Here is a 19,222-nt window from a genome sequence, read left to right on the forward strand (position 1 = left end):
ACCGCCACAGCCGCCGCGACAAAGCGTCCTGTGCCTGCCGCCTGCTCTACGCAACAGCGGCAGCATTCAGAACCCGTCCAGCGCGCTTTGCGTGATCTCGTCCAGCAGGGCCTGCACCTCTTGCATGGGGCCGTCCGGGTAGGTCGGATACCCGACAGAGACCGCGCCGTCGATGTCGGTGACAAAGATACTGTAGGGACAATGGGCGATGTTCATCGGGTCCGCCTCCATCACCTTGCGCGACACCACGGCAGAGCAGAACAGAAACACGTCTGCCGCGCGAAAGATCTCGACATCGCTGCCGACATCGCTGGCGGTACGGGCCAGCATCTCGCCCGTGTGGCTGACGTGGTCGATGACCAGCCCCTTGCCGACAATCGCGTTCTCGACCGCGAAGGTCGCATCGTCAAAGCTACCGTCGTAGTCATAGGTCACGGCCTGATCCTGAGCGGCGAGCGGCGCGGCACAAAGGCAAAGTGCTGCGGCAATCTGTAACGGTCTCATCCTTGTCCTTTCACAAACGGGCGCGGGCCTATCCTATCACCCTCGCCGCACGTCGCCAATCATGCGCACCGTCACGGGGCCGGAAAGCTGTTGAGATAGGCGATCACCGCCTTGATCTCGGCATCGCTTTTCAAGCCGGAAAACCCCATCTTGGTGCCCTTCATGAAGCTGCGCGGTGATGCCAGAAAGGCGTCCAGCGTCTGGGGTGTCCAGATCAGACCATCCTCTGCCTGCGCCATCAGGGCGCGCGAGTATTTGAACCCCTCGACCCCACCGGCAGGCGCACCAACGATCCCGTTCAGGACCGGGCCCGCGCGGTTTTTGGCGCGTTTGCCCAGCTGATGGCAGGCTTTGCATTTGCGGAACACCAACTCTCCATCGGCGAGCAAGGCAGGGTCGGCAGCAGGCTCTGACGCTGGCTCGACATCGGCAACGGGCGTTTGTTGCGGCACAGTCGCGGGGGCGGCGTCCTTGGGTGTCACATCCAGTGACAGCGCGCGCATGGTAACGTTCACGCTTTCCTTGCAGTCCGCCATACACGGCGCAACCTGCCAGCGCGGCAATTCCGTAGTGTCGCGGTCATCGCGGAGGAAACCGTCGGCATTGGGGATCTGGACCGCGGTGAAGTTGTCTTTGGACAGGGTAAATTCCTCCGCCACCAGATCGTTGGAATACAGGATATACGCCACGATGGCATAGACCTCATCCGCCGTCAGCGTTCCCGCATCGCCATAGGGCATGGATCGGCGGATATAGTCGAAGCTTGTGGACAGATGCGGCCAATAGGACCCGACCGTCTTGACCGGATCGGCATCCGCCAGCGTGTCCTGACCGCCCGCGAGCGCAGGCCAGTTCCCGCGGCCTTCGGCAAAGTCCCCGTGGCAGGCTGCGCATTTGTCGGTAAAAATCGCTTCGCCCGTCAGCACATCGCCCTGCCCCTCGGGCAGACCGCGCCCATCGGGCAGCACATCCACATCCCAGGCCGCGATCTCTTCCGGCAGCGCGGCGCGGCCCAGACCGTAGGGGGCCCCCGCCAAGGGCAAACCTGTGGCCGTGGCGATGAGGCACGCAGCAATGGTGTTAAGAAACCTCGACATTTTCAACGCTCCCGTCCGCGTGCAGCCACCATGTCTGGATGCCATTGTTATGGTAGACAGAGTTCAGCCCCCGCACCGCGCGCAGTTGCGTTTTCGTCGGCTGGACATAGCCCGTGTCATCCATCGCGCGGGATTGCAGCAGCATCTCTGTGCCGTCCCACTGCACATCGAGGTAAAAGCGGCTGAGCGCCATCGGCGTGCCCTTTTGGGCCAGTCGCGCGGTTTGCCAGCTTGCGCCACCATCCGTCGACACATCCACGCGGGTGATCGCACCGCGCCCCGACCATGCCAGCCCGGTGACGACCAAAGGCCCCGCCCCATGGGGCACCGGCGCTGGCGGGCTTGGTGCGGTGATGACGGATTTTGCGTCCATCGCCCACGTCCATTTGCGGCTGGTGCCATCGGCTAGCGTATCGGTGTATTTCGACGTTTCCTCGCGGCTTCCGACGGCCGCGTCCGTGACCTCTATCCGGCGGAGCCATTTGACCCAGAGGTTGCCCTCCCATCCCGGCACGACCAGCCGCACGGGGTAGCCGTGTTCCTTGCGCAGCGCCTCGCCATTCGCTTTGAACGCGACAAGCACATCGTCGAGCGCCTTATCCATCGGGATCGACCGCCCGTTCGACGACGCATCCGCCCCCTCGACATACACCCATTTGCCCGCAGGGTCACAACCGGCTTCCTCTAGCAGCAACCGCAGGGGCACGCCGGTGTATTCCATATTGTGGATCATGCCATGGGTGAACTGTGCCCCGTTCAACTGCGCGCCGGCCCATTCCATGCCCGAATTGGCCGCACATTCGCAGAAATAGATGTGATTTTCGCGCGGGAAACGTTCCAGATCGGCGTAGGTGAACACCAGCGGGCGGTCCACCAGCCCGTTCACCATCAGGCGGTAATCCTGCTTCGACAGTTCGATCGCGCCCGAGTGATGCCGCTCAAAGGCGCAGCCCTGCGGGGTGATCGTACCGTCCAGCGCGTGGATCGGGGTGAAGTTGATCGAACTGATGGTATCCGCCGTCAACCAAGGCACATTGCGCCGTACCACGTCTTGCTCGAACCTGATCGGCAGGCCATAGGGCGTGACATCGACCCCATCGCCCAAGCCCTGCGCCCAGGGTTGCGGTTCAACGATCAAGGGATCGGGCGATTGCGCGGCAGCGCTACGGGCCGCCATCGCCCCTAGTCCAGCAGTCGCCGCGCCACGCAAGAAGGCCCGTCTGTTCGCTGTCTTCCGTGGTGCCATGGCCTTGCCTTTCATGCTGCCCTGTTACGCGCCCTTGACGATGACGCTGGTGTTGGGGTCCAGCGAAACGCTACCCTGCTTGCGGATGTGGCTTTCGACCACGTCCCAGATCGCGGGGCCCTCGGTGCCTTCGTTCACGCTGGCCCAGCCTGCAACCTGATACGTCTTGGCCGGATCGATACGTTCACCGGTTTTCAGCAAGGTCAGTTCAGTGATGCGGCTGCCTTGCGGCTGGGTCACGTCAATGCGGTAGCCAAGCCCGCCTGTGCGCACCATGTCACCGCCCTGCTGGTAATAGGGGTTAGGGTTGAACAGGTTGTCGGCCACATCTTCGAGCACGACATGCAGGAATTCACCGGTCATCTCGGTCCGGTAGGCTTCGGGGTAGGTCATGGAGGTGACGTTCCAGATATCCTCGCGCGTGATGTCCTGCCCCGGCAGGATCGACGGCCCCCACCGCACACCGGGGCTCAGCGCGATATCGGCCTCGCGCTCGGAAAGCAGCGCGTCGCAGATCAGGTCATCCCAGGTGCCGTTGAAATTACCGCGCCGGTACAGCAGCGTGTCTTCGGCGGTGGTGCCGATGACTTCGGTCAGTTGGTCAAGATAGGGGGCGCGTTGTGCGTCGATCAGCGCGGTCATCGCCGGATCAGGCGCAATCACGTCAGAGAAGATCGGGATCAGCTTGTGTCGGAAGCCCATCATGCGGCCGTTGCGCACATCCAGATCGACGCGGCTGACGAATTTGCCGTTCGACCCCGAGGCCACGATGATCGTCTCGCCCACCAGCACAGGCTCGGGCAGCGCGTCATGGGTGTGACCCGACAGGATCACGTCGATCCCCGTCACCACGCCCGCCATCTGCTTGTCCACGTCAAATCCGTTGTGGCTCAGGCAGACGACCAGTTCGGCCCCTTTGGCGCGGACCTCGTCCACCATTTCTTGCATCCGCTCGTCGCGGATACCGAACGAATATTCGGGGAACATCCAGCCGGGGTTGGCAATCGGCATATAGGGGAAAGCCTGCCCGATCACCGCGACTTTAACGCCGCCTGTCTCGTAGAACTTGTATGGCGGGAAAAGCTCTGTCGGTTCGTCCCATTCGGCGTCAAAGATGTTCTGCCCCAGGGCGGCAAAGGGCAGCCCCTCGACGATCTCTGCCACGCGGTCAGAGCCGAGCGTGAATTCCCAGTGAAAGGTCATCGCGTCAGGCTTGAGCGCATTCATCACGTTGACCATGTCCTGACCTTGCGTGTGGTAGCAGGTGTAGCTGCCGTGCCAGGTGTCGCCGCCATCCAGCAGCAGCGCATCAGGCCGGTCCGCGCGGATCTGGTTGACCACACTCGCTACACGGTCCAGACCGCCCATCTTGCCATAGCCCTGCGCCAGCGCCGAAAAATCGTTATAGGTCAGCGCATAGGCCGAGGGGCTGCCGTCCGCGATCCCGTAAAGCTTGCGGAAATCCGCGCCGGTCAGATGCGGCACCTTCCCGCGGTTATCGCCCACACCGATGTTGACCGAAGGTTCACGGAAATAGATCGGTTTCAACTGCGCGTGGATGTCGGTCACGTGGATCAGGCTGACATTCCCGAAGGTGTCGAATTCAAGCAATTTATCCTGCGTCAACGCCTGCTGCGCGGCAAGCTTGCCCCAGTTGCCAAAGGACGACGCACCATACAAAGCCGTTGCAGCCATGCTGGCCTGAAGGAAATCACGACGAGAGATCATAGGTTGGCCTTTTCGACGCGCAATTCATATGCGCATATTTGAATAACAATATGATAAAAAGACCCGCCTCGCATCGGCGAAACGGGTCTTTTCAGGTTAGTTCCGGACAGAGGGCCCTTCGACCGACAGCCCGTTCCCGCGCGAGCCGACGTACAGCTCTAGCGCGACAAACTCGGGGCTGCCGGGGTCAAAGGTCTCGGCACGGGTGTCGCGTACACAGCCTTTGAAACGGGCCTGCACCGCGTTCAGCTTGGTGTTTTTCAGACGGTAGGTCGGGAAACCGTTGATCTGGCCCTGGCTCAGGTGGTCGGCACGGATCATGTTGCCATAATTGTCCTCGTGGCAATTGGCGCAGGACAGTTCAAGCTGGCCGAAACGGGTATAGTAGATCTCTTTGCCCTGCTCCCATGTGGATTGGGCCGGACCGTCGATGGCGATGTTCACCGGCATCCCCCGCGAGACAGAGGAGATCAGCGCCGTCATGTTCACCATGTCGCCGCCAGTGTATTTCCACTTTTCCGCCCCCATGCGGTTCTCGCGGCAATCGTTGATCTGCATTTCCAGCGTGCGCACCTCGCCCGCGGATTCGACATACTTCGGATAAACCGGACGCACGCCTGCCATCTCGGCCGAGGCCCCGTGACAATCCGCGCAGGATTTACCCTCTGATCCGTCGGCGGTGTTCCAGACGTCTTCGGCCTGTTCCACAAAGATCATGCCCGCGTTGTCAAAATCATCGGCCTGCATCGCACGGGTCTCGGCGCCGCGGAAAAGCCAGCCCGACATGACCTCGTCTACCGCGTCCGCCATATGCGCGGGGGCGGCAGTGCGGGTCACGATGTCGATCTCTTCGTTGATCACCAGCGTATCATCCACGGGATCGGCAAAGGCCCCCGTCGACATCAGCGCCGCAGCAAGGCACGCGCCCAGACCTTTTGTGAAATTGCTCATTCCTGTTCCTCCCAAGGATGCAGACGCTTAGCTGATCGCGATGTCTTTGGTTTCCTCGTAGACATCGCCGTCATCGTCATACCACGTGAAGGTGAATGTCCCCGCTTCGGGCACGGTGGCGTCGAATTCGAAATACGGGTTGGTCGAGATCGCGGGCTCCATCGCGACATCGATCACATTCTCGCCGTTAAAATCGCAGGTGAAACGGTTGATGATCGACCGCGGGATCGTGTTGCCGTCGCTGTCCTTGCGCTGGCCGGATTCCATCTTGTGGCTGATCAGGGTCTTGATCGTGATCGTCTCGCCAGCCGCTGCTGACTTGGGGACTTTGACGCGGGGTTTTACACCAGATGCCATGTTTTTCTTCCTCTCGCCTTAGCCGCCGCAGCCGCCGATTGTTACTTTGATTGTGCTGGTCGCCTTGGCGAAAGAGCCGTCGGCCAGCTTGGCGATCGCCACCACATCCTGCGTGCCCGCCAAGCGGATGCGGGTGGAGGCGTGCTGCGTTGCTGCCAGCGGGCCGAACTTGAAGTTCGCCACAGGCGGCGTGGGGTTGCCAAGCGCCAGCACCATGATTTCAGTGGCACCGGGGGCGTCGACCTCGATCGGGACGGTATTGCCGTTTTCAGCAATCTCGGGGGCGGTCAGGGTCACGCCGGTATCAGCCATCTCTGCACCGCCGGTGAAGGCAGCAATCGCGTCATCCCCGGCGGCGGCCACGGCCAGCTTGGGCAGGGACAGTGCGGCAAAGGCACCTGCCCCCATCGCAATCGCACTACGTCGTGTAAATTCCATTATCATCACTCCTGATCAGATCCCGCTCGGTGGGGTTCTTAGTCTTTCAACGTGGCAAGATAGGCCACGACATCCTCGATCTGCTGGGCGGCCAGAATAGGCCCCAGCGTGTCATCAGCCGCCTTGCCGGTATAGCCCTTGCCCGGACGGATATAGCCGCTGTCCTTGTAGAACGCAGGCATCATCGTTCCCTCGAACAGCATCTTCGCGTTGGCGACAATGCCGCGCAATTCAGCCTCGGTCCAGCGGTCCCCCGCCCCATCCAGCATCGGGCCGATTTCGCCCTGGAACGGGATATCGGGCAAAGCGCTGACCTGATGGCAGGCGATGCAGTTGCCAAGCTTTTTGCTGCCCACGATCTTGGCCCCCTCTTCGGGGTTACCGGGAGTGCCGGTCAGCGATTGTTCAACCGCGCCATACTCATCATAGGCCACGTCACCGGGGGCCACGTCGGCCGCATGCGCCGCCGCGGCAAAGCCGACAGAGGCCACCAGGGCAAATACGGAAACTTTCATGCGTCCTCCCACAGACATTCCTTTTGAAAACCCTACTGCCCGCGCCAAAATGACGCAACTATAAATTCAATTTATTGAATTTCTTATAACAGCACAGCATTTAGCGGATTCTACCGCCGTTATTCCTGCTCTTCAATGAGCATACGCGCGTGATATTTCTGGAACGTCTCGTCCCCCTCATATCCCTTGTCGACGACCCAGTTCATCATGTGAAAGGTCGTCGCCGGGCCAAAGGCACCGGGCACCGTCGCGACCGCCGCTTCAACGGCCGTCTGCCCTTCGTCCACGGTCTGGGGGAAATACATCAGCGTCGGCGTGAACATCTGACGCCATTTGCGCACCATGTCCTTCTCGGGCAATGACTCTCCGTCAAAGTCGGTGACCTCGACATCGCCGAACATGTTGATTTGCACGACAAAGAAGTTCTCGCGCAGGTAGGCGTCGATCTTGGGCAGGGGGAAAACCTCTTCGTGCATCTTGTTGCAGTAGATGCAGCCCCGCTGTTCGATGATGACCATCAGCCGCTTGCCCTCGTCCGTCGCCTCGGCCAGATCGTCGCGCAGATCTTTGAAGGTCTCGCGCATCCAGGCGGTTTTGTGCAAACCGTCATCCCCCAAGGTCGCGGCACTGCCCGCAGTCACCATACAAGCGACAGCCGCCAGCGCGGCCAAAGCGTTTCGGATCATCTTCATCAAAAGTCCCTCCGGTTGTTAGCCAATGGCGCTGAAAACAGGGAAGGTTTCAAGCATCCACTGCGCAATATAATTGATCGAGTTGGTGGCGATCAGCAGGCCAAAGACAATCAGCAGAACCCCCATCGCCTTTTCTACCGTGCCCAGATGTTGCCGGAACCCCGCCATCCAGCGCATGAACGGCCCGATGAACAGCGCCGCCAGCACGAAAGGCGCGGTCATACCCACGCCGTAGGTCAGCAGCAACAGCGCACCCGAGCCCGCCGTCTCGGCCCCCGCAGCGGTGAACAGGATGGCCGCAAGCACCGGCCCGACGCAAGGCGTCCAACCAAAGGCAAAGGCCAGCCCGATCACATAGGCCCCCAGAAAACTGGTCGCGGTCGTGTTCCCCGCATCCGCACGAAACTGGCGATATAGAAAACCGATACGGATCACGCCCAGAAAATGCAGGCCCATCGCAATGATAACAGCCGCAGCGACCCATCGCAAAATATCGAAATAGTCCCGCACGATCTGGCCAAAGGTCGTGGCCACCGCCCCCAGCCCGACAAAGATCGTGATAACCCCCGCCGCAAAGAACAGCGCCGCGATCACCGCGCGCCTGCGCACGGCGGCATCCACCGGCCCGTCTGCCGTGATCTGGTTCATGCCGACGCCCGCCAGATAGCTCAGATAAAAGGGCACGATCGGCAGGATGCAGGGCGACAAAAAGGACAAAAGCCCGGCAAATGCCGCGCCCAGAAAGGTGATTTCAAGCATGCAGGTTGCCTTTATCTTGTGCCATTCACATATTCACATTAAGTATTTTGAAATCAACAGGTGAATTCCCTATGCGGTTGCGCACTGCTTTCTTGTCCCTCTCGGTGGCCGCAGGTCTTGCGGTTTCCCCTGTGATCGCCGCGGCCCAGACCGCGCTGATCATGGTCGAGGAACAGGGCTGCGTGTGGTGTGCCCGTTGGGATGACCAGATCGCCCCGATCTATCCCAAGACCCAAGCGGGCAAGGCAGCCCCATTGCGCCGCGTTGATATCAACGATGACAAACCCACCGATCTGCACTTTGCCCGCAGCCTGCATTACACGCCGACGTTCGTGTTGATGGTCGACGGCCATGAGGTGTCGCGCATCGAAGGCTACCCGGGCGAAGATTTCTTTTGGGGCGTTCTGGAAAAAATGCTATCCGACGCCAAATTGATGCCAGACCCCGCCAAAAGCTAGCGCCCCTTGCGATATGCGCACGCCAATCCCCTTTTATTCAGCTAAGGATGTTAACCAGTGGGTAACCCCGGTTCCGACACAGAAATGAGCCAAGCCGATCGGGACCGTATGGCCGAAAACGCCGCACGTGCCTCTAACTTCCTCAAGGCGATCAGCCACGAGGGGCGGTTGATGATCCTGTGTCACCTCTCTGCAGGCGAAAAATCCGTCACCGAGCTGGAAGAGCTACTGTCAGCCCGTCAGGCGGCGGTATCCCAACAGCTGTCACGCTTGCGGCTTGAAGGGCTGGTAACGCCTCGCCGCGACGGAAAGACGATCTATTACCGGCTGGCCGATGACCGTCCGCAAAAGATCATGGAAGTCGTCTATGATATGTTCTGCAAACCGGACAACGACGGGTAAACGCGGCTCAGAGCTGCTCCAGATACGTCAGCAGCCGCGCTTCCGAGGCGAATAGCCCGGTCTTGCGCCCGACCTTGATCTCGGGCGGGGCTTCGCCCGCCAGATCGATCACCGCCGGATGGATATAGCTGTTGCGCGCCACGGTCGGCGTATTGCTCAGCTGTGCGGCGGCGGCTTCGGCCAATTGCTTGATGGTGGCCTGCCCCTTCTCGGCGGCCTCGAAGGCGGCAACGGTGCCCGCCCATGTACGGAAGGTCTTGGCGGTAAAGTCGTCGCACCCCGATGCTTCGGCGATATAGGCGTTCAATCCGGCTGAGTTCAACTGATGCACCTCGCCCTGCGCATCGGCCCATGTCAGCAGCTCCGCCCCCGGCAGGTCGTTAATTTTCTCCAGCGTTTTGGCCAGCGTCCGGTCGTTGATCTGCCGCCGCACCTTCTTGCCGCCCTTGGCCGTATAACGCAGCCGGATCACATTCCCGTCGAGTTTGACATGGCGCGACCGCAGGGTCAGCGTGCCATAGCTGCCATTCTCGCGCGTGTAGTCCGGATTTCCCACCCGCAGCGACGCGCGGTCGATCAGCGTGACGGCGCTGGCCAAGGCAAAGCTGCGCTCCCCCGCCTGCTGATCCAGATCGCGAGCGACAAAGCGGCGCAGACGCGGCAAAGCATGCGCAAAATCCACCAGGCTCGCGAATTTCGTCTCTGCCTGCGCCTCTGACCATTTTTCGTGATAGCGATATTGTTTGCGATTGCGGGTGTCGCGCCCCGTGGCCAGCAAATGCCCGTTCGCCAAAGGCGTCATCCACACGTCTTCATAGGCGGGCGGCACCGCCATCGCTTCCAGCCGCGCGCGCTCTTCTCCGCGAGCAATAGTTGTGCCGTCCGGTGCCTTATAGGTAAACCCGCGCCCGCGCCGCTGACGCGAAATTCCGGGGCGGTCATCGCCATAATAGGTCAGCCCCGCGCCGCTCATATGTCAGACAGCCTCGACTTCCGACGACAGCTTGAGCACCTCATCCCCGTCGTCTTGCTCGATCAGCAGCGCCGGATCATCATCGGACCCGTTTCGCGTGACTTCGGACCCCTTCAACGTACGGGTCACACTTTTGGTAAAGCGTTCTGTCACCTTGCCACTGGCAGTGCCCTGCCCCCAGTCCCATTTGACCTTGGTGCCCTTGGATATCCCTGACATCGTCGTCCCCTTCCGCACTGTTTGGTGTGAAAGGATAACGACCTATGCCCGAAACGGGTTCCCTCCGATCAGACCCGCCAGCGCAGCACGCGGGTTTCGATGGCGGCAATCACGGCGCTCACGCAAACCCCAAGCACCGACAGGATCACCACCCCCGCAAACAGACGTTCAAGATCATAAAGACTGCCGGCCTCAAGGATATAAGCCCCGATGCCATATTCCGCGCCCAGCATTTCAGCGGCCACCAACAGTATGATCGCAATCGCCAAAGAGATGCGCAGCCCCGACAGGATGCCCGGCATCGCCCCCGGCAGTACGATCTTGCGCACGATCGACCACCACGACAGACCAAAGCTCTGCCCCATGCGGATCAATCCGCGGTCCACATTGTCCACCGCAGCATAGGTCGCCACGACCGTCGGCGTGAATGTCCCAAAGGCGATCAGCGCGTATTTACTGCCCTCGTCAATGCCGAACCAGATCACGAACAACGGCAAAAGCGCAATCTTGGGGATCGGGAACAGCGCCGCAACCAAGGGCACCAGCCCGGCACGCACATAGCTGAACAGCCCGATCATCACCCCGACGCCGACACCAACCAAAGCCCCGAGCGTCGCCCCCACAGCCAAGCGGCTGAGCGAGGGGGCCAGGTGTTTGAACAGCATCCCCGATTGCCACAGCTCGACAAAGGTCATCGCCACATCCGAGGGGCGCGGCAATGTCAGGTTAGAGATAAAACCGCTGCGCGTGCCCCATTCGGCCAGCAGGATCAGCAGGACAAAGACCAAGACCCCCATGCCCCGTCGTTGCTTGGGGGCAAAACCGCCGCCGCGAAAGGCGACGGGGCGGCTGTTTGTATGTGCTGCATCAGACATGGATCAACTCCGCATCGGCGGCGGCGGCTTCTTCGCGCATCAGCCCCCACAAATGTTGTTGTTGCGCCTCGAGGGCGGCATCGCCATAGGCACGCTCTGCCAGCGGGGTGGTCAGCTCGACCACTTCGCGGATCTGCCCGGGGCGGCGAGATAGCACCACGATTCTGTGCCCCAGCCGTACGGCCTCTGCCAGATTGTGGGTGACATAGACGGCGGTGAAAGGCTGGCGTGTCCACAGGCTGATCAGATCGTCCATTAACAGCTCGCGCGTCTGGCTGTCCAAGGCGCTCAGCGGTTCGTCCATCAACATCACCGCAGGGTTCACCGCCAAGGCGCGTGCAATGGCGACCCGCTGTTTCATCCCGCCAGAAAGTTGTTTGGGCAGGGCATCGGCAAATTCGGTCAGCTTGGTACGGGCCAGCACGTCGTCGATGATCCGCGCCCGCGCGGCGGCGTCCAGACTGTGATCCTCCAGCACCAGCGCCACATTGCCGCGCACGCTGCGCCAAGGCAGCAAGGCGAAATCCTGAAATACGTAGGTAAGCGGGTTCAGACAGCCGGCTGGGGGCGTGCCCAGTTGCAGCACCTGACCCGAAGTCGGCTGCTCCAGCCCGCCCAGCATCCGCAGCAGGGTCGACTTGCCACAGCCCGAAGGCCCGACGATGCAGACAATCTGCCCTGAGGGGATATCAAGGTTGATATCGCGCAGCACTTCGGTCTCGCCATAAGTATGGCTGACCCCCGCTAACCTAAGATCCATGAGAAACGTCCTGAAATATCAAAGGCCGGGCAAAGCCTGCCCGACCTGTCGTTGGTATAGATGGCGCGATCAGGCGCCGATGGTGTCGACGAAAGACGTGTCGATCAACGTCTCAAGCGTGATATCCGCATCCACCAGCCCCTCGGACTGGAACCAGCTCAGCTGGTCACGCACAGAGGCGACGTTCAACGCGGCCCCCTCGTTCAGACGCATGGTGCCGTTGACAATCCCCGGCGTCGCGGCCTCGAGCGTTTTGTCGGTGTAGACGTAGTTGTGGATCAGCTTGACCATCTCGGCCACGCCTTCCGCACCGGCGGTCTGTTCGATCATCGCCGCGTTGTAGTCAGCCACCCCCTTGGCATAGGCCGCAAGGTAATCCTGCGTCTGCTGCTTTTCCTCACTCGCGTTCTTGGTCGAGGTAAAGACCGTGGTGACCTGATAGTCGGGCAGATAATCGGACACGTTCCCGATGATATGCACGGCACCCGAGCCCGCCAGTGGCTTGGCGATATGGGGCACGATGGACCAGGCATCAATCTGGCCGGTCTTCAGCGCGCCGATGATGGCACCCACCTTCTGCAACGGCTTGAACGACAGCTCGATCCCCTCGGCCTGCGCCATCTTTGACCCCATATAATGGAACGACGATCCTGCCGTGGTCATGCCAAAGCTCTTCCCGTCCAGCATCGCAGGCGCGGTCACACCCGCCTGATAGGCCGCGTCCGAGGCCAGAAACTTCTGCCCGTCAATGCCCTTCTCTTCAGACAAAGCACCGCCGATCACCTTGATCGCACCCTTATCCCCCAGCGACACCAGCCCGCCCGAGATCGCGGTCACGGCATAGTCGACATCCCCGCTGGCAATCGCCACGGCCATCGGCTGCGCGGCCTGAAAGAACTTGAGCTCGACATCCAGACCGGCCTGCTTGAAATACTCGCGCTGATAGGCCACGAATGTGCCGGAATGGCTGGTGAAACGCAGCGCGCCCAGAGTGATCTTTTTGCCCTGCGCAACAGCCGGTGCAGCAAGCCCGACCGCGGCAGCGGCCCCCATGGTAGCCAATGTCTGGCGGCGGTTGAATGTGGTCATGATATCCTCCCCTTGAATTTGCGCGCACAATGGGTCGTGGCATGACGTAGTGTCAAGCGCACGCCCCCCGAAAACCACCCTCACGAACGAAGCGTCACGGCCTGTGGCACCAAGCCTCGCCCGCTTCCAAATGGCCTTAAATCCTCGCCGAAGGCTCCCCAGATTGCCAGCGCGTACGACATTGCCTATATGGGCGTCACCGCTGCATCAGCCCCCTCCCTTTCACAAAAGGCCCGATTCCATGACCTTCGACCGTTCGATCAAAATCGCCCCTTCCATCCTTGCTGCCGACTTTGCCAATTTCGGGGCAGAGTGCGACGCCATCGAAGCGCAGGGTGCGGACTGGGTACATGTCGATGTAATGGACGGGCATTTCGTCCCGAACATCAGCTTTGGCCCGACCACCTGCGCCGCGATCCGCCCCCATATCAAGGGCGTGATGGACGTGCATCTGATGATCGCACCCGTGGATCCCTACATCGATGCCTTTGCCAAAGCCGGTGCCGATGTGATCACGGCCCATGTCGAAGCCGGCCCCCATATCCACCGCACGCTGCAAGCGATCCGCGGTGCCGGTGCCAAGGCCGGTGTCGCGCTGAACCCCGGCACGCCTGCCGCAGCGGTCGAGCATCTGCTGGACGTTGCCGATCTGGTCTGTGTGATGACCGTGAACCCCGGTTTCGGCGGGCAGAAGTTCATCGATATGAGCGACAAGATCCGCACCCTGCGCGCGATGATCGGTGACCGTCCGGTGCATATCGAAATCGACGGAGGCGTTGATGTGAACACCGCTTCCAGCGTGGCGCAGGCGGGGGCGGATGTGCTGGTCGCAGGCTCCGCGGTATTCCGTGGCGGGTCTGTCAGCAACCCTGCCCCCTACGGCGAAAACATCCGCGCTATCCGCGCCGCTGCGGAAGGCGTCTACGTCTAAGCGCCAGCCGCACACCAGCGACAAAGGAAAAGGCCGGCCCCCACCACGGGGGACCGGCCTTTTCCTTAACACCGCACAGGGAACAATCAGAAGCCAATCAGGCCAGCTGATCCTTGAATGTCTCGATCAGCTTGTGCTTGAGGATCTTGCCCGTGGGGGCCGCAGGCAGGGCCGTTCCGATGATAAACTGGCTGGGGCGTTTATAGCCAGTCAGCCGTTCCTTGACGAAGGCCTTCAGGTCTTGCGGGTCCAGCGTATCGCCCTCGGCGATCTGGACGAAGGCCAGCACCTCTTCGTCATTGCCTGTGGACCGGCCCACCACGGCGGCCTGAATGACCTGCGGGTGATCGTTGATCGCGGCCTCTACCTCGGGCGGGTAGACGTTGAACCCGCCGTGGATGATCAGCTCTTTCGAGCGGCCCAGAATATGCAGATGACCGTGTTCGTCGAACGTCCCCAGATCGCCGGTGCGCAGCCAGCCATCCTGGCCGAGGACTTTGGCGGTTTCCTCGGGGTTCTTGTAGTAGCCCTTCATGACGTGGGCCCCACGGGTCAGGACCTCGCCCTTGCCATTGCTGCCGCCTTCGACGGTATCATCAATCTTGGTCTCGACACCGGGCAAGGACGGGCCGACCGAGATATCGGGCGATCCCAGTGGGTTACTGGTGGCCGAGATACCGGCGGTGGATTCCGTCATGCCATAGCCGTTCTGGATCGCGACGCCGTAAAAGGCTTCGGCCTTGCGCTTCCACGTGGGGTCCAGCGGTGCCGCCCCCGAAGATACATAGCGCAGCGTTTCGGAGTTGAGCTGCGTGAGCCCCTGCTCTTTCGTGTATTGCATCAGCAGCGCGTGCATCTGCGGCACGGCCGACAGGAAGTTCACCCCCGTGGTCAGCGCGGTATAAAGCTTTTCGGCCGAGAAACGCGCCTCCAGCCGGATTTCGGCACCGGCGCAGCAGGAGGCGGTCATGACTGAACACAGCCCGAAAACATGGGTCAGGGGCAACACGCCATAGACCACATCGCCTGCATTGATCCCCCGCAGCGTCGCCGAGGCATTGCCGCCAAAGCGCACGTTGGCATGGGTCAGCATGACGCCCTTTGGGTCGCCCGTTGTGCCGGTGGTATACAGCAGCACCGCCACATCGCTCAGATCCCCATCAGGGTTGCTGGCGATCGGCGTGGCCAGATGCATCGCGCCGAAGGCACCGGTGATCTCTGCGGCATCCAGCCGTTCCGCATGGGCTGTCGCATCCGGTGAGGCGTGGCAGGTCATCAGCACAGCAGCAGGCGCCGCGTGGTCAATGATCCGCTGGATCTCGCCCGCGCTTTGGCGTGCATTGACGGGGATGATGACTGCGCCGGCTTTCCACGTGCCAAACACAGTGGCCACGGCGGCGGCACAGTTTTCCGACAGCATCAGCACGCGGTCGTTGGGCTGCACACCGGCATCCTTGAGCGCCTGCGCGATGTCATCGCTTGCCTTGTCGAACATCTTGTACGTCCAGCGTACCCCTGTGCTGTCGCTCAGCGCGGGCGCGTCCCCGCGTGCGGCCACTTGATCCGCCAGAAATTGCTCTACACGTACCATTATATTCTCTGCCTCCCCGCAGTCTTTCAGAACCCGGTCAGCGCGTCTGGCTGCGGGTTGGGTCAATAGATCGGTGGCCGAGGGTCAGCCGCCGTAATTCGGTGTGCGCTTCTCGAGGAAAGCGGCGATGCCTTCGGCGGCTTCATCTGCGCCGGTGGCATGGGCCATGGCGTCACATTCCGCTTCAAGCTGGTCGGCCTCGGACACGTCATAGCCCTGCGCGACCAGCCCGCGGATCACCCCTTGGGCTTCGCGGGGGCCTGCGGCCAAGCGGTCGGCAAGCGCCATTGCGGCCTCGAACGCGCCGCCCTTGTCGGTGACGGCATTTACCACGCCCAGATCATGCATGCGTTCAACGGTGACGGGCTGCGCCAGCAAGCACATCTCCATCGCGAGCTGCCGCGGCAGCGCACGCGCGAGCGAGGCGGTCAGCCCCCCGTCGGGCACCAGCCCCGCCTTGACGTAAGCAGCGGTGAACTTGGCACCGGCGGCGGCAACGATCAGATCGCAGGCCAGCGCGAAAGACAGCCCCGCGCCCGCGGCACCGCCTTCGACGGCGGCGATCACCGGCACCGGACAGGACCGGATCCCGCGGATCAGGCTGTGCAATTCGTTGATCTTGCCCCGACGTTCATCTTTGGGCATGTCGCGGCGGGCAATCAGGACATTCAGATCGCCGCCCGCGCAAAAGAAATCCCCTTCGGAGGTGAGGATCACGGCACGGATACGCGGCTCGGCGGCCATTTCAATCGCTTGGCCGATGCAGGCGTAAAGCTCGGGCGACAGGGCCCCCCGCTTGTGCGCGTTTCCGTTCCAGATGACGATCCGGTCACCCTTGTCTTCGATCCGAGCGCTCATTTCAGTTTCTCCTGTGGGACGCGCTTGAACACGCCGGTGGATGTCGCAATGACCGTGCCGTCTTCGTGGACGAGTTCAGCGTCGATATACAGCAGGCTGCGGCCACCGCCCTTGATCGTGCCGGTCGCGGTCACGCGCCCGGGCTGCCCCGCGGCCAGAAACTGGGTCGTCAGCGAGATCGTGAGGAACGGGTGCTGGCCGGTGGGATCCACGCTCAGCGATCCGGTCATGCCACAGGCGTTATCCAGCAATGTGGCGGCAATACCGCCATGAAGAACCCCATGGCGGTTGAAGTGTTGCGGACCCAGATCAAGAAAGCAGCGCCCGTGGGCCGGATCGGATATGTCGACGACATATCCGACCAGGGTTTGGGTGCCGGTCTCGTCCCGGATCAGCTGGCTTTCATCAGGCTGCTGCAAGGGCAATGAAACGCTCCAGATGGTGGTCTGTGTCACCAAAGCGGTGGTCTGCCATGATGATACGCTTGGCGATATGGGCCAGTTCGTATTCTTGCGTCATGGCGATACCGCCGTGCATCTGGATGCTGTCTTCGGCAACCAGACGGCCCGCGCGACCCAGCAGGTTCTTGGCGGCAGAGATATGCGTCTCGCGCGCTTTATACTCCGCTTCGAGGTTGCCCGCGGCAACGATCACCGCAGAGCGCGCCTGCTCCATCTCGATCAGCAGGTCGGACATGCGGTGCGCGAGCGCCTGGAACGTGCCGATGGGCTTGCCGAACTGCTTGCGGGTCATCAGGTATTCGCGGGTCAGGCGGGTTGCCGTTTCCATCGCACCCAGTGTTTCCGCACAGATCGCGACATTGGCCGCAGCGACGCGCGCCTCGATCGCCTTGAACGCCTTGCCCGCTTCACCCAGACGGGCAGAGGCAGGGACGGACACATCATCCAGCGTGACTTCGGCGGCACGACCACCGGCCAGCAGCGCATAGCCTTGCAGCGTGATGCCTTTGGTATCTGCGGGCACGAGGAACAGCGAGATCCCGTTTTCGTCGCCTGCCTCGCCGCTTTCGCGGGCAGAAACGATCAGCATGTCGGCGTTTTCAGCGTTGACCACAACCGCCTTGCGGCCGTTCAGCACCACGTTGTCGCCATCGACCTTGGCTGTAGAAGTCACCTGGTTCAGGTCATAGCGGCTGGTGGGTTCGCCGTGGGCAAAAGCCACCTGCAACGCGCCACCGATCAGCTCTTCGACGTGGGCCTGCTGGTCTTCATTGCCCAAGTCGGCAATCAGACCGCCGCCCAGAATGGCGGTATCAAGGAAGGGTTCGACCACGCCTGCGCGGCCCAGTTCCTCGAACACGACGGCGATGTCGAAACCAGCGCCGCCAAAGCCGCCCTGATCTTCGGTGAACAGTGCTCCAATGACGCCCAGTTCGGCCAGACCGTTCCAGATGTCGGCGGAAAAGCCGGTGTCGCTTTCAAGGATCTTGTTGCGGGCTGCTGTATCGTATTTGTCGCGCAGGAAACGGCGCAGACTGTCTTGCAGCATTTGGCGTTCTTCTGTCAGGTCGAAGTTCATGCTCCACCTCCCATCGTTGTTTTGGCAATGATCTGGCGCTGGATTTCGTTCGAGCCGCCAAAGATCGACAGTTTACGGTTGTTGAAATATTGCGCGGCGACGGGGCCGGCATTCAACGGATCAGGCAGGGCCAGGTTCGACCCTTCGATCGCTTCGGATGCAAATGGCATCGCATAGGCACCCGCCGCACGACGCGCGAGGTCGTTGATCTCCTGACGGATGATCGTGCCTTTGACCTTCAGCATGGACGATTCAACGCCCGGTGCCGCGCCCGCTGCCGCCTTGGAGACGATGCGCAGGTTTGTGGTGCTCATCGCCATCAGGTCGATTTCAACCTGTGCCACACGTGCCGCGAAATGCGGGTTCTGCATCAACGGCTTGCCGCCGGACATCTCTGCCTTTGCGATACGTTTGACCGCCGTCAGACCCGCTTGCGAGAACCCGACGCCCGCGATGTTGGTGCGTTCGTGGGTCAGCAGATACTTGGCGTAGGTCCAGCCTTCATTCTCTTTGCCGACAAGGTTTTCGACCGGGACTTTCACATCCGAGAACCAGACTTCGTTCACCTCGTGGGTGCCGTCGAGCAGGATGATCGGGCGCACTTCGACGCCGGGGGTGTCCATATCGATCAGCAGGAAGGAAATACCCTCTTGCTGCTTCACCGTCTTGTCGGTGCGCACAAGGCAGAAGATCATGTTCGCGTGCTGACCCAGGGTGGTCCACGTCTTCTGGCCGTTGACGATGTAGTGCGTGCCTTCGTCGTTCAGAACCGCTTCGGTCTTGAGCGAGGCAAGGTCGGACCCCGCACCCGGCTCGGAATAGCCCTGACACCACCAGTCTTCGCCCGACAGGATGCGGGGCAGCCAGTAGTCGTTCTGCTCTTGCGAGCCGAACTTTTGCAGCACAGGCGCCAGCATCGACAGGCCAAAAGGCACGATGCGTGGCGCATAGGCGGCAGCGGCCTCTTCTTCGAAGATGTGACGCTGCACCGCGTTCCATTCCGCACCGCCAAATTTCTTGGGCCAGTTCGGGGCCAGCCAGCCTTGGGCGTTCAGGATCGCATGCCACTGTTCCTGACCGTCTTTACCCAGCTCTTCACCCTTGCGGATTTTGTCGCTCATTTCCTTGGGGAGCTTTTCCTCAAGAAAGGCCCGCACTTCGGCGCGGAAAGCCTTTTCTTCGTCGCTATAGCTCAGATCCATTTGTCTTCCTCCGGTTTATACTGTCGGGCATTGCGCCC

23 protein-coding genes are annotated in these 19,222 nt (G+C 61.4%); 3 read left to right on the plus strand and 20 right to left on the minus strand.

Features of this window, described 5'->3' with window-relative positions:
* Window positions 1-66: 66 nt before the first annotated feature.
* From IV89_RS13030 to IV89_RS13075, 10 genes are all read right to left on the minus strand, one after another.
* Window positions 67-504, minus strand: a complete 438-nt coding sequence (locus IV89_RS13030) for a DUF302 domain-containing protein (RefSeq protein WP_037943603.1) — start codon at window positions 502-504, stop codon at window positions 67-69.
* A gap of 71 nt (window positions 505-575) precedes the next feature.
* On the minus strand, window positions 576-1,601 hold the full coding sequence (locus tag IV89_RS13035) for a c-type cytochrome (protein WP_037943601.1): 1,026 nt from the start codon (window positions 1,599-1,601) through the stop codon (window positions 576-578).
* Window positions 1,585-2,847 carry a sulfite dehydrogenase gene (gene soxC, locus IV89_RS13040; RefSeq protein WP_037944938.1) on the minus strand — a complete coding sequence of 421 codons (1,263 nt, stop codon included), beginning with the start codon at window positions 2,845-2,847 and terminating at the stop codon, window positions 1,585-1,587. The genes IV89_RS13035 and soxC overlap by 17 nt, the downstream gene beginning before the upstream one ends.
* Before the next feature lie 24 nt (window positions 2,848-2,871).
* Window positions 2,872-4,575 (minus strand): thiosulfohydrolase SoxB, encoded by a 1,704-nt coding sequence (soxB, locus tag IV89_RS13045; RefSeq protein ID WP_037943599.1) that lies wholly within the window; start codon window positions 4,573-4,575, stop codon window positions 2,872-2,874.
* 96 nt (window positions 4,576-4,671) lie between these two features.
* Complete coding sequence (gene soxA / locus IV89_RS13050; protein ID WP_037943598.1) at window positions 4,672-5,526, minus strand: sulfur oxidation c-type cytochrome SoxA; 855 nt, start codon at window positions 5,524-5,526, stop codon at window positions 4,672-4,674.
* 27 nt (window positions 5,527-5,553) lie between these two features.
* Entirely contained in the window at window positions 5,554-5,883 is a 330-nt protein-coding gene (gene soxZ, locus IV89_RS13055; RefSeq protein ID WP_037943597.1) for a thiosulfate oxidation carrier complex protein SoxZ, read from the minus strand.
* Window positions 5,884-5,901: 18 nt separating this feature from the next.
* A complete protein-coding gene (gene soxY, locus IV89_RS13060; RefSeq protein ID WP_037943596.1) occupies window positions 5,902-6,321 on the minus strand; it encodes a thiosulfate oxidation carrier protein SoxY in 420 nt (139 codons plus the stop codon).
* 38 nt (window positions 6,322-6,359) lie between these two features.
* Window positions 6,360-6,836: a sulfur oxidation c-type cytochrome SoxX gene (gene soxX, locus IV89_RS13065; protein ID WP_037943594.1), complete on the minus strand. Its 477-nt coding sequence runs from the start codon at window positions 6,834-6,836 to the stop codon at window positions 6,360-6,362.
* Between the two features lie 119 nt (window positions 6,837-6,955).
* The gene (locus IV89_RS13070; protein ID WP_051843923.1) at window positions 6,956-7,528 is read right to left on the minus strand and encodes a thioredoxin family protein; all 573 of its coding nucleotides are present in this window, start codon (window positions 7,526-7,528) and stop codon (window positions 6,956-6,958) included.
* An 18-nt stretch (window positions 7,529-7,546) separates the two neighbouring features.
* Window positions 7,547-8,287, minus strand: coding sequence for a cytochrome c biogenesis protein CcdA (locus IV89_RS13075; protein WP_037943593.1), 741 nt, complete (start codon window positions 8,285-8,287; stop codon window positions 7,547-7,549).
* Window positions 8,288-8,358: 71 nt separating this feature from the next.
* On the opposite strand from IV89_RS13075, the gene IV89_RS13080 reads away from it, so the two are divergent.
* Both IV89_RS13080 and IV89_RS13085 read left to right on the plus strand, forming a co-directional pair.
* Window positions 8,359-8,745: a hypothetical protein gene (locus tag IV89_RS13080; protein WP_037943592.1), complete on the plus strand. Its 387-nt coding sequence runs from the start codon at window positions 8,359-8,361 to the stop codon at window positions 8,743-8,745.
* Between the two features lie 84 nt (window positions 8,746-8,829).
* The gene (locus IV89_RS13085; RefSeq protein ID WP_005851955.1) at window positions 8,830-9,147 is read left to right on the plus strand and encodes a metalloregulator ArsR/SmtB family transcription factor; all 318 of its coding nucleotides are present in this window, start codon (window positions 8,830-8,832) and stop codon (window positions 9,145-9,147) included.
* 7 nt (window positions 9,148-9,154) lie between these two features.
* Here the strand turns inward: IV89_RS13085 and IV89_RS13090 are convergent, their stop codons facing one another.
* From IV89_RS13090 to IV89_RS13110, 5 genes are all read right to left on the minus strand, one after another.
* Window positions 9,155-10,120 (minus strand): DNA topoisomerase IB, encoded by a 966-nt coding sequence (locus tag IV89_RS13090; protein WP_037943590.1) that lies wholly within the window; start codon window positions 10,118-10,120, stop codon window positions 9,155-9,157.
* 3 nt (window positions 10,121-10,123) lie between these two features.
* On the minus strand, window positions 10,124-10,339 hold the full coding sequence (locus IV89_RS13095) for a DUF2945 domain-containing protein (RefSeq protein ID WP_037943589.1): 216 nt from the start codon (window positions 10,337-10,339) through the stop codon (window positions 10,124-10,126).
* A gap of 68 nt (window positions 10,340-10,407) precedes the next feature.
* On the minus strand, window positions 10,408-11,214 hold the full coding sequence (locus tag IV89_RS13100) for an ABC transporter permease (protein ID WP_174226599.1): 807 nt from the start codon (window positions 11,212-11,214) through the stop codon (window positions 10,408-10,410).
* Window positions 11,207-11,974, minus strand: coding sequence for an ABC transporter ATP-binding protein (locus IV89_RS13105; RefSeq protein WP_037943588.1), 768 nt, complete (start codon window positions 11,972-11,974; stop codon window positions 11,207-11,209). Before IV89_RS13105 ends, IV89_RS13100 begins: the two co-directional genes overlap by 8 nt.
* 69 nt (window positions 11,975-12,043) lie before the next feature.
* A complete protein-coding gene (locus tag IV89_RS13110) occupies window positions 12,044-13,063 on the minus strand; it encodes an ABC transporter substrate-binding protein (protein WP_037943586.1) in 1,020 nt (339 codons plus the stop codon).
* A 241-nt stretch (window positions 13,064-13,304) separates the two neighbouring features.
* Between IV89_RS13110 and rpe the strand changes: the two genes are divergently transcribed.
* Entirely contained in the window at window positions 13,305-13,994 is a 690-nt protein-coding gene (gene rpe, locus IV89_RS13115) for a ribulose-phosphate 3-epimerase (protein WP_037943580.1), read from the plus strand.
* Window positions 13,995-14,091: 97 nt separating this feature from the next.
* On the opposite strand, the gene IV89_RS13120 is transcribed toward rpe, so the two are convergent.
* The 5 genes from IV89_RS13120 to IV89_RS13140 all read right to left on the minus strand — a co-directional run bounded on the left by IV89_RS13120 (window position 14,092) and on the right by IV89_RS13140 (window position 19,184).
* Window positions 14,092-15,585: a class I adenylate-forming enzyme family protein gene (locus IV89_RS13120; protein ID WP_037943578.1), complete on the minus strand. Its 1,494-nt coding sequence runs from the start codon at window positions 15,583-15,585 to the stop codon at window positions 14,092-14,094.
* A gap of 84 nt (window positions 15,586-15,669) precedes the next feature.
* Entirely contained in the window at window positions 15,670-16,443 is a 774-nt protein-coding gene (locus IV89_RS13125) for an enoyl-CoA hydratase family protein (protein WP_037943576.1), read from the minus strand.
* Window positions 16,440-16,868, minus strand: coding sequence for a PaaI family thioesterase (locus IV89_RS13130; RefSeq protein WP_005851938.1), 429 nt, complete (start codon window positions 16,866-16,868; stop codon window positions 16,440-16,442). The genes IV89_RS13125 and IV89_RS13130 overlap by 4 nt, the downstream gene beginning before the upstream one ends.
* Complete coding sequence (locus IV89_RS13135; RefSeq protein ID WP_037943574.1) at window positions 16,849-17,982, minus strand: acyl-CoA dehydrogenase; 1,134 nt, start codon at window positions 17,980-17,982, stop codon at window positions 16,849-16,851. Before IV89_RS13135 ends, IV89_RS13130 begins: the two co-directional genes overlap by 20 nt.
* Complete coding sequence (locus tag IV89_RS13140) at window positions 17,979-19,184, minus strand: acyl-CoA dehydrogenase family protein (RefSeq protein WP_005851934.1); 1,206 nt, start codon at window positions 19,182-19,184, stop codon at window positions 17,979-17,981. The genes IV89_RS13135 and IV89_RS13140 overlap by 4 nt, the downstream gene beginning before the upstream one ends.
* Window positions 19,185-19,222: the final 38 nt, after the last annotated feature.

This window comes from Sulfitobacter sp. CB2047 (assembly GCF_000735125.2).
Lineage (GTDB): Bacteria > Pseudomonadota > Alphaproteobacteria > Rhodobacterales > Rhodobacteraceae > Sulfitobacter > Sulfitobacter pontiacus.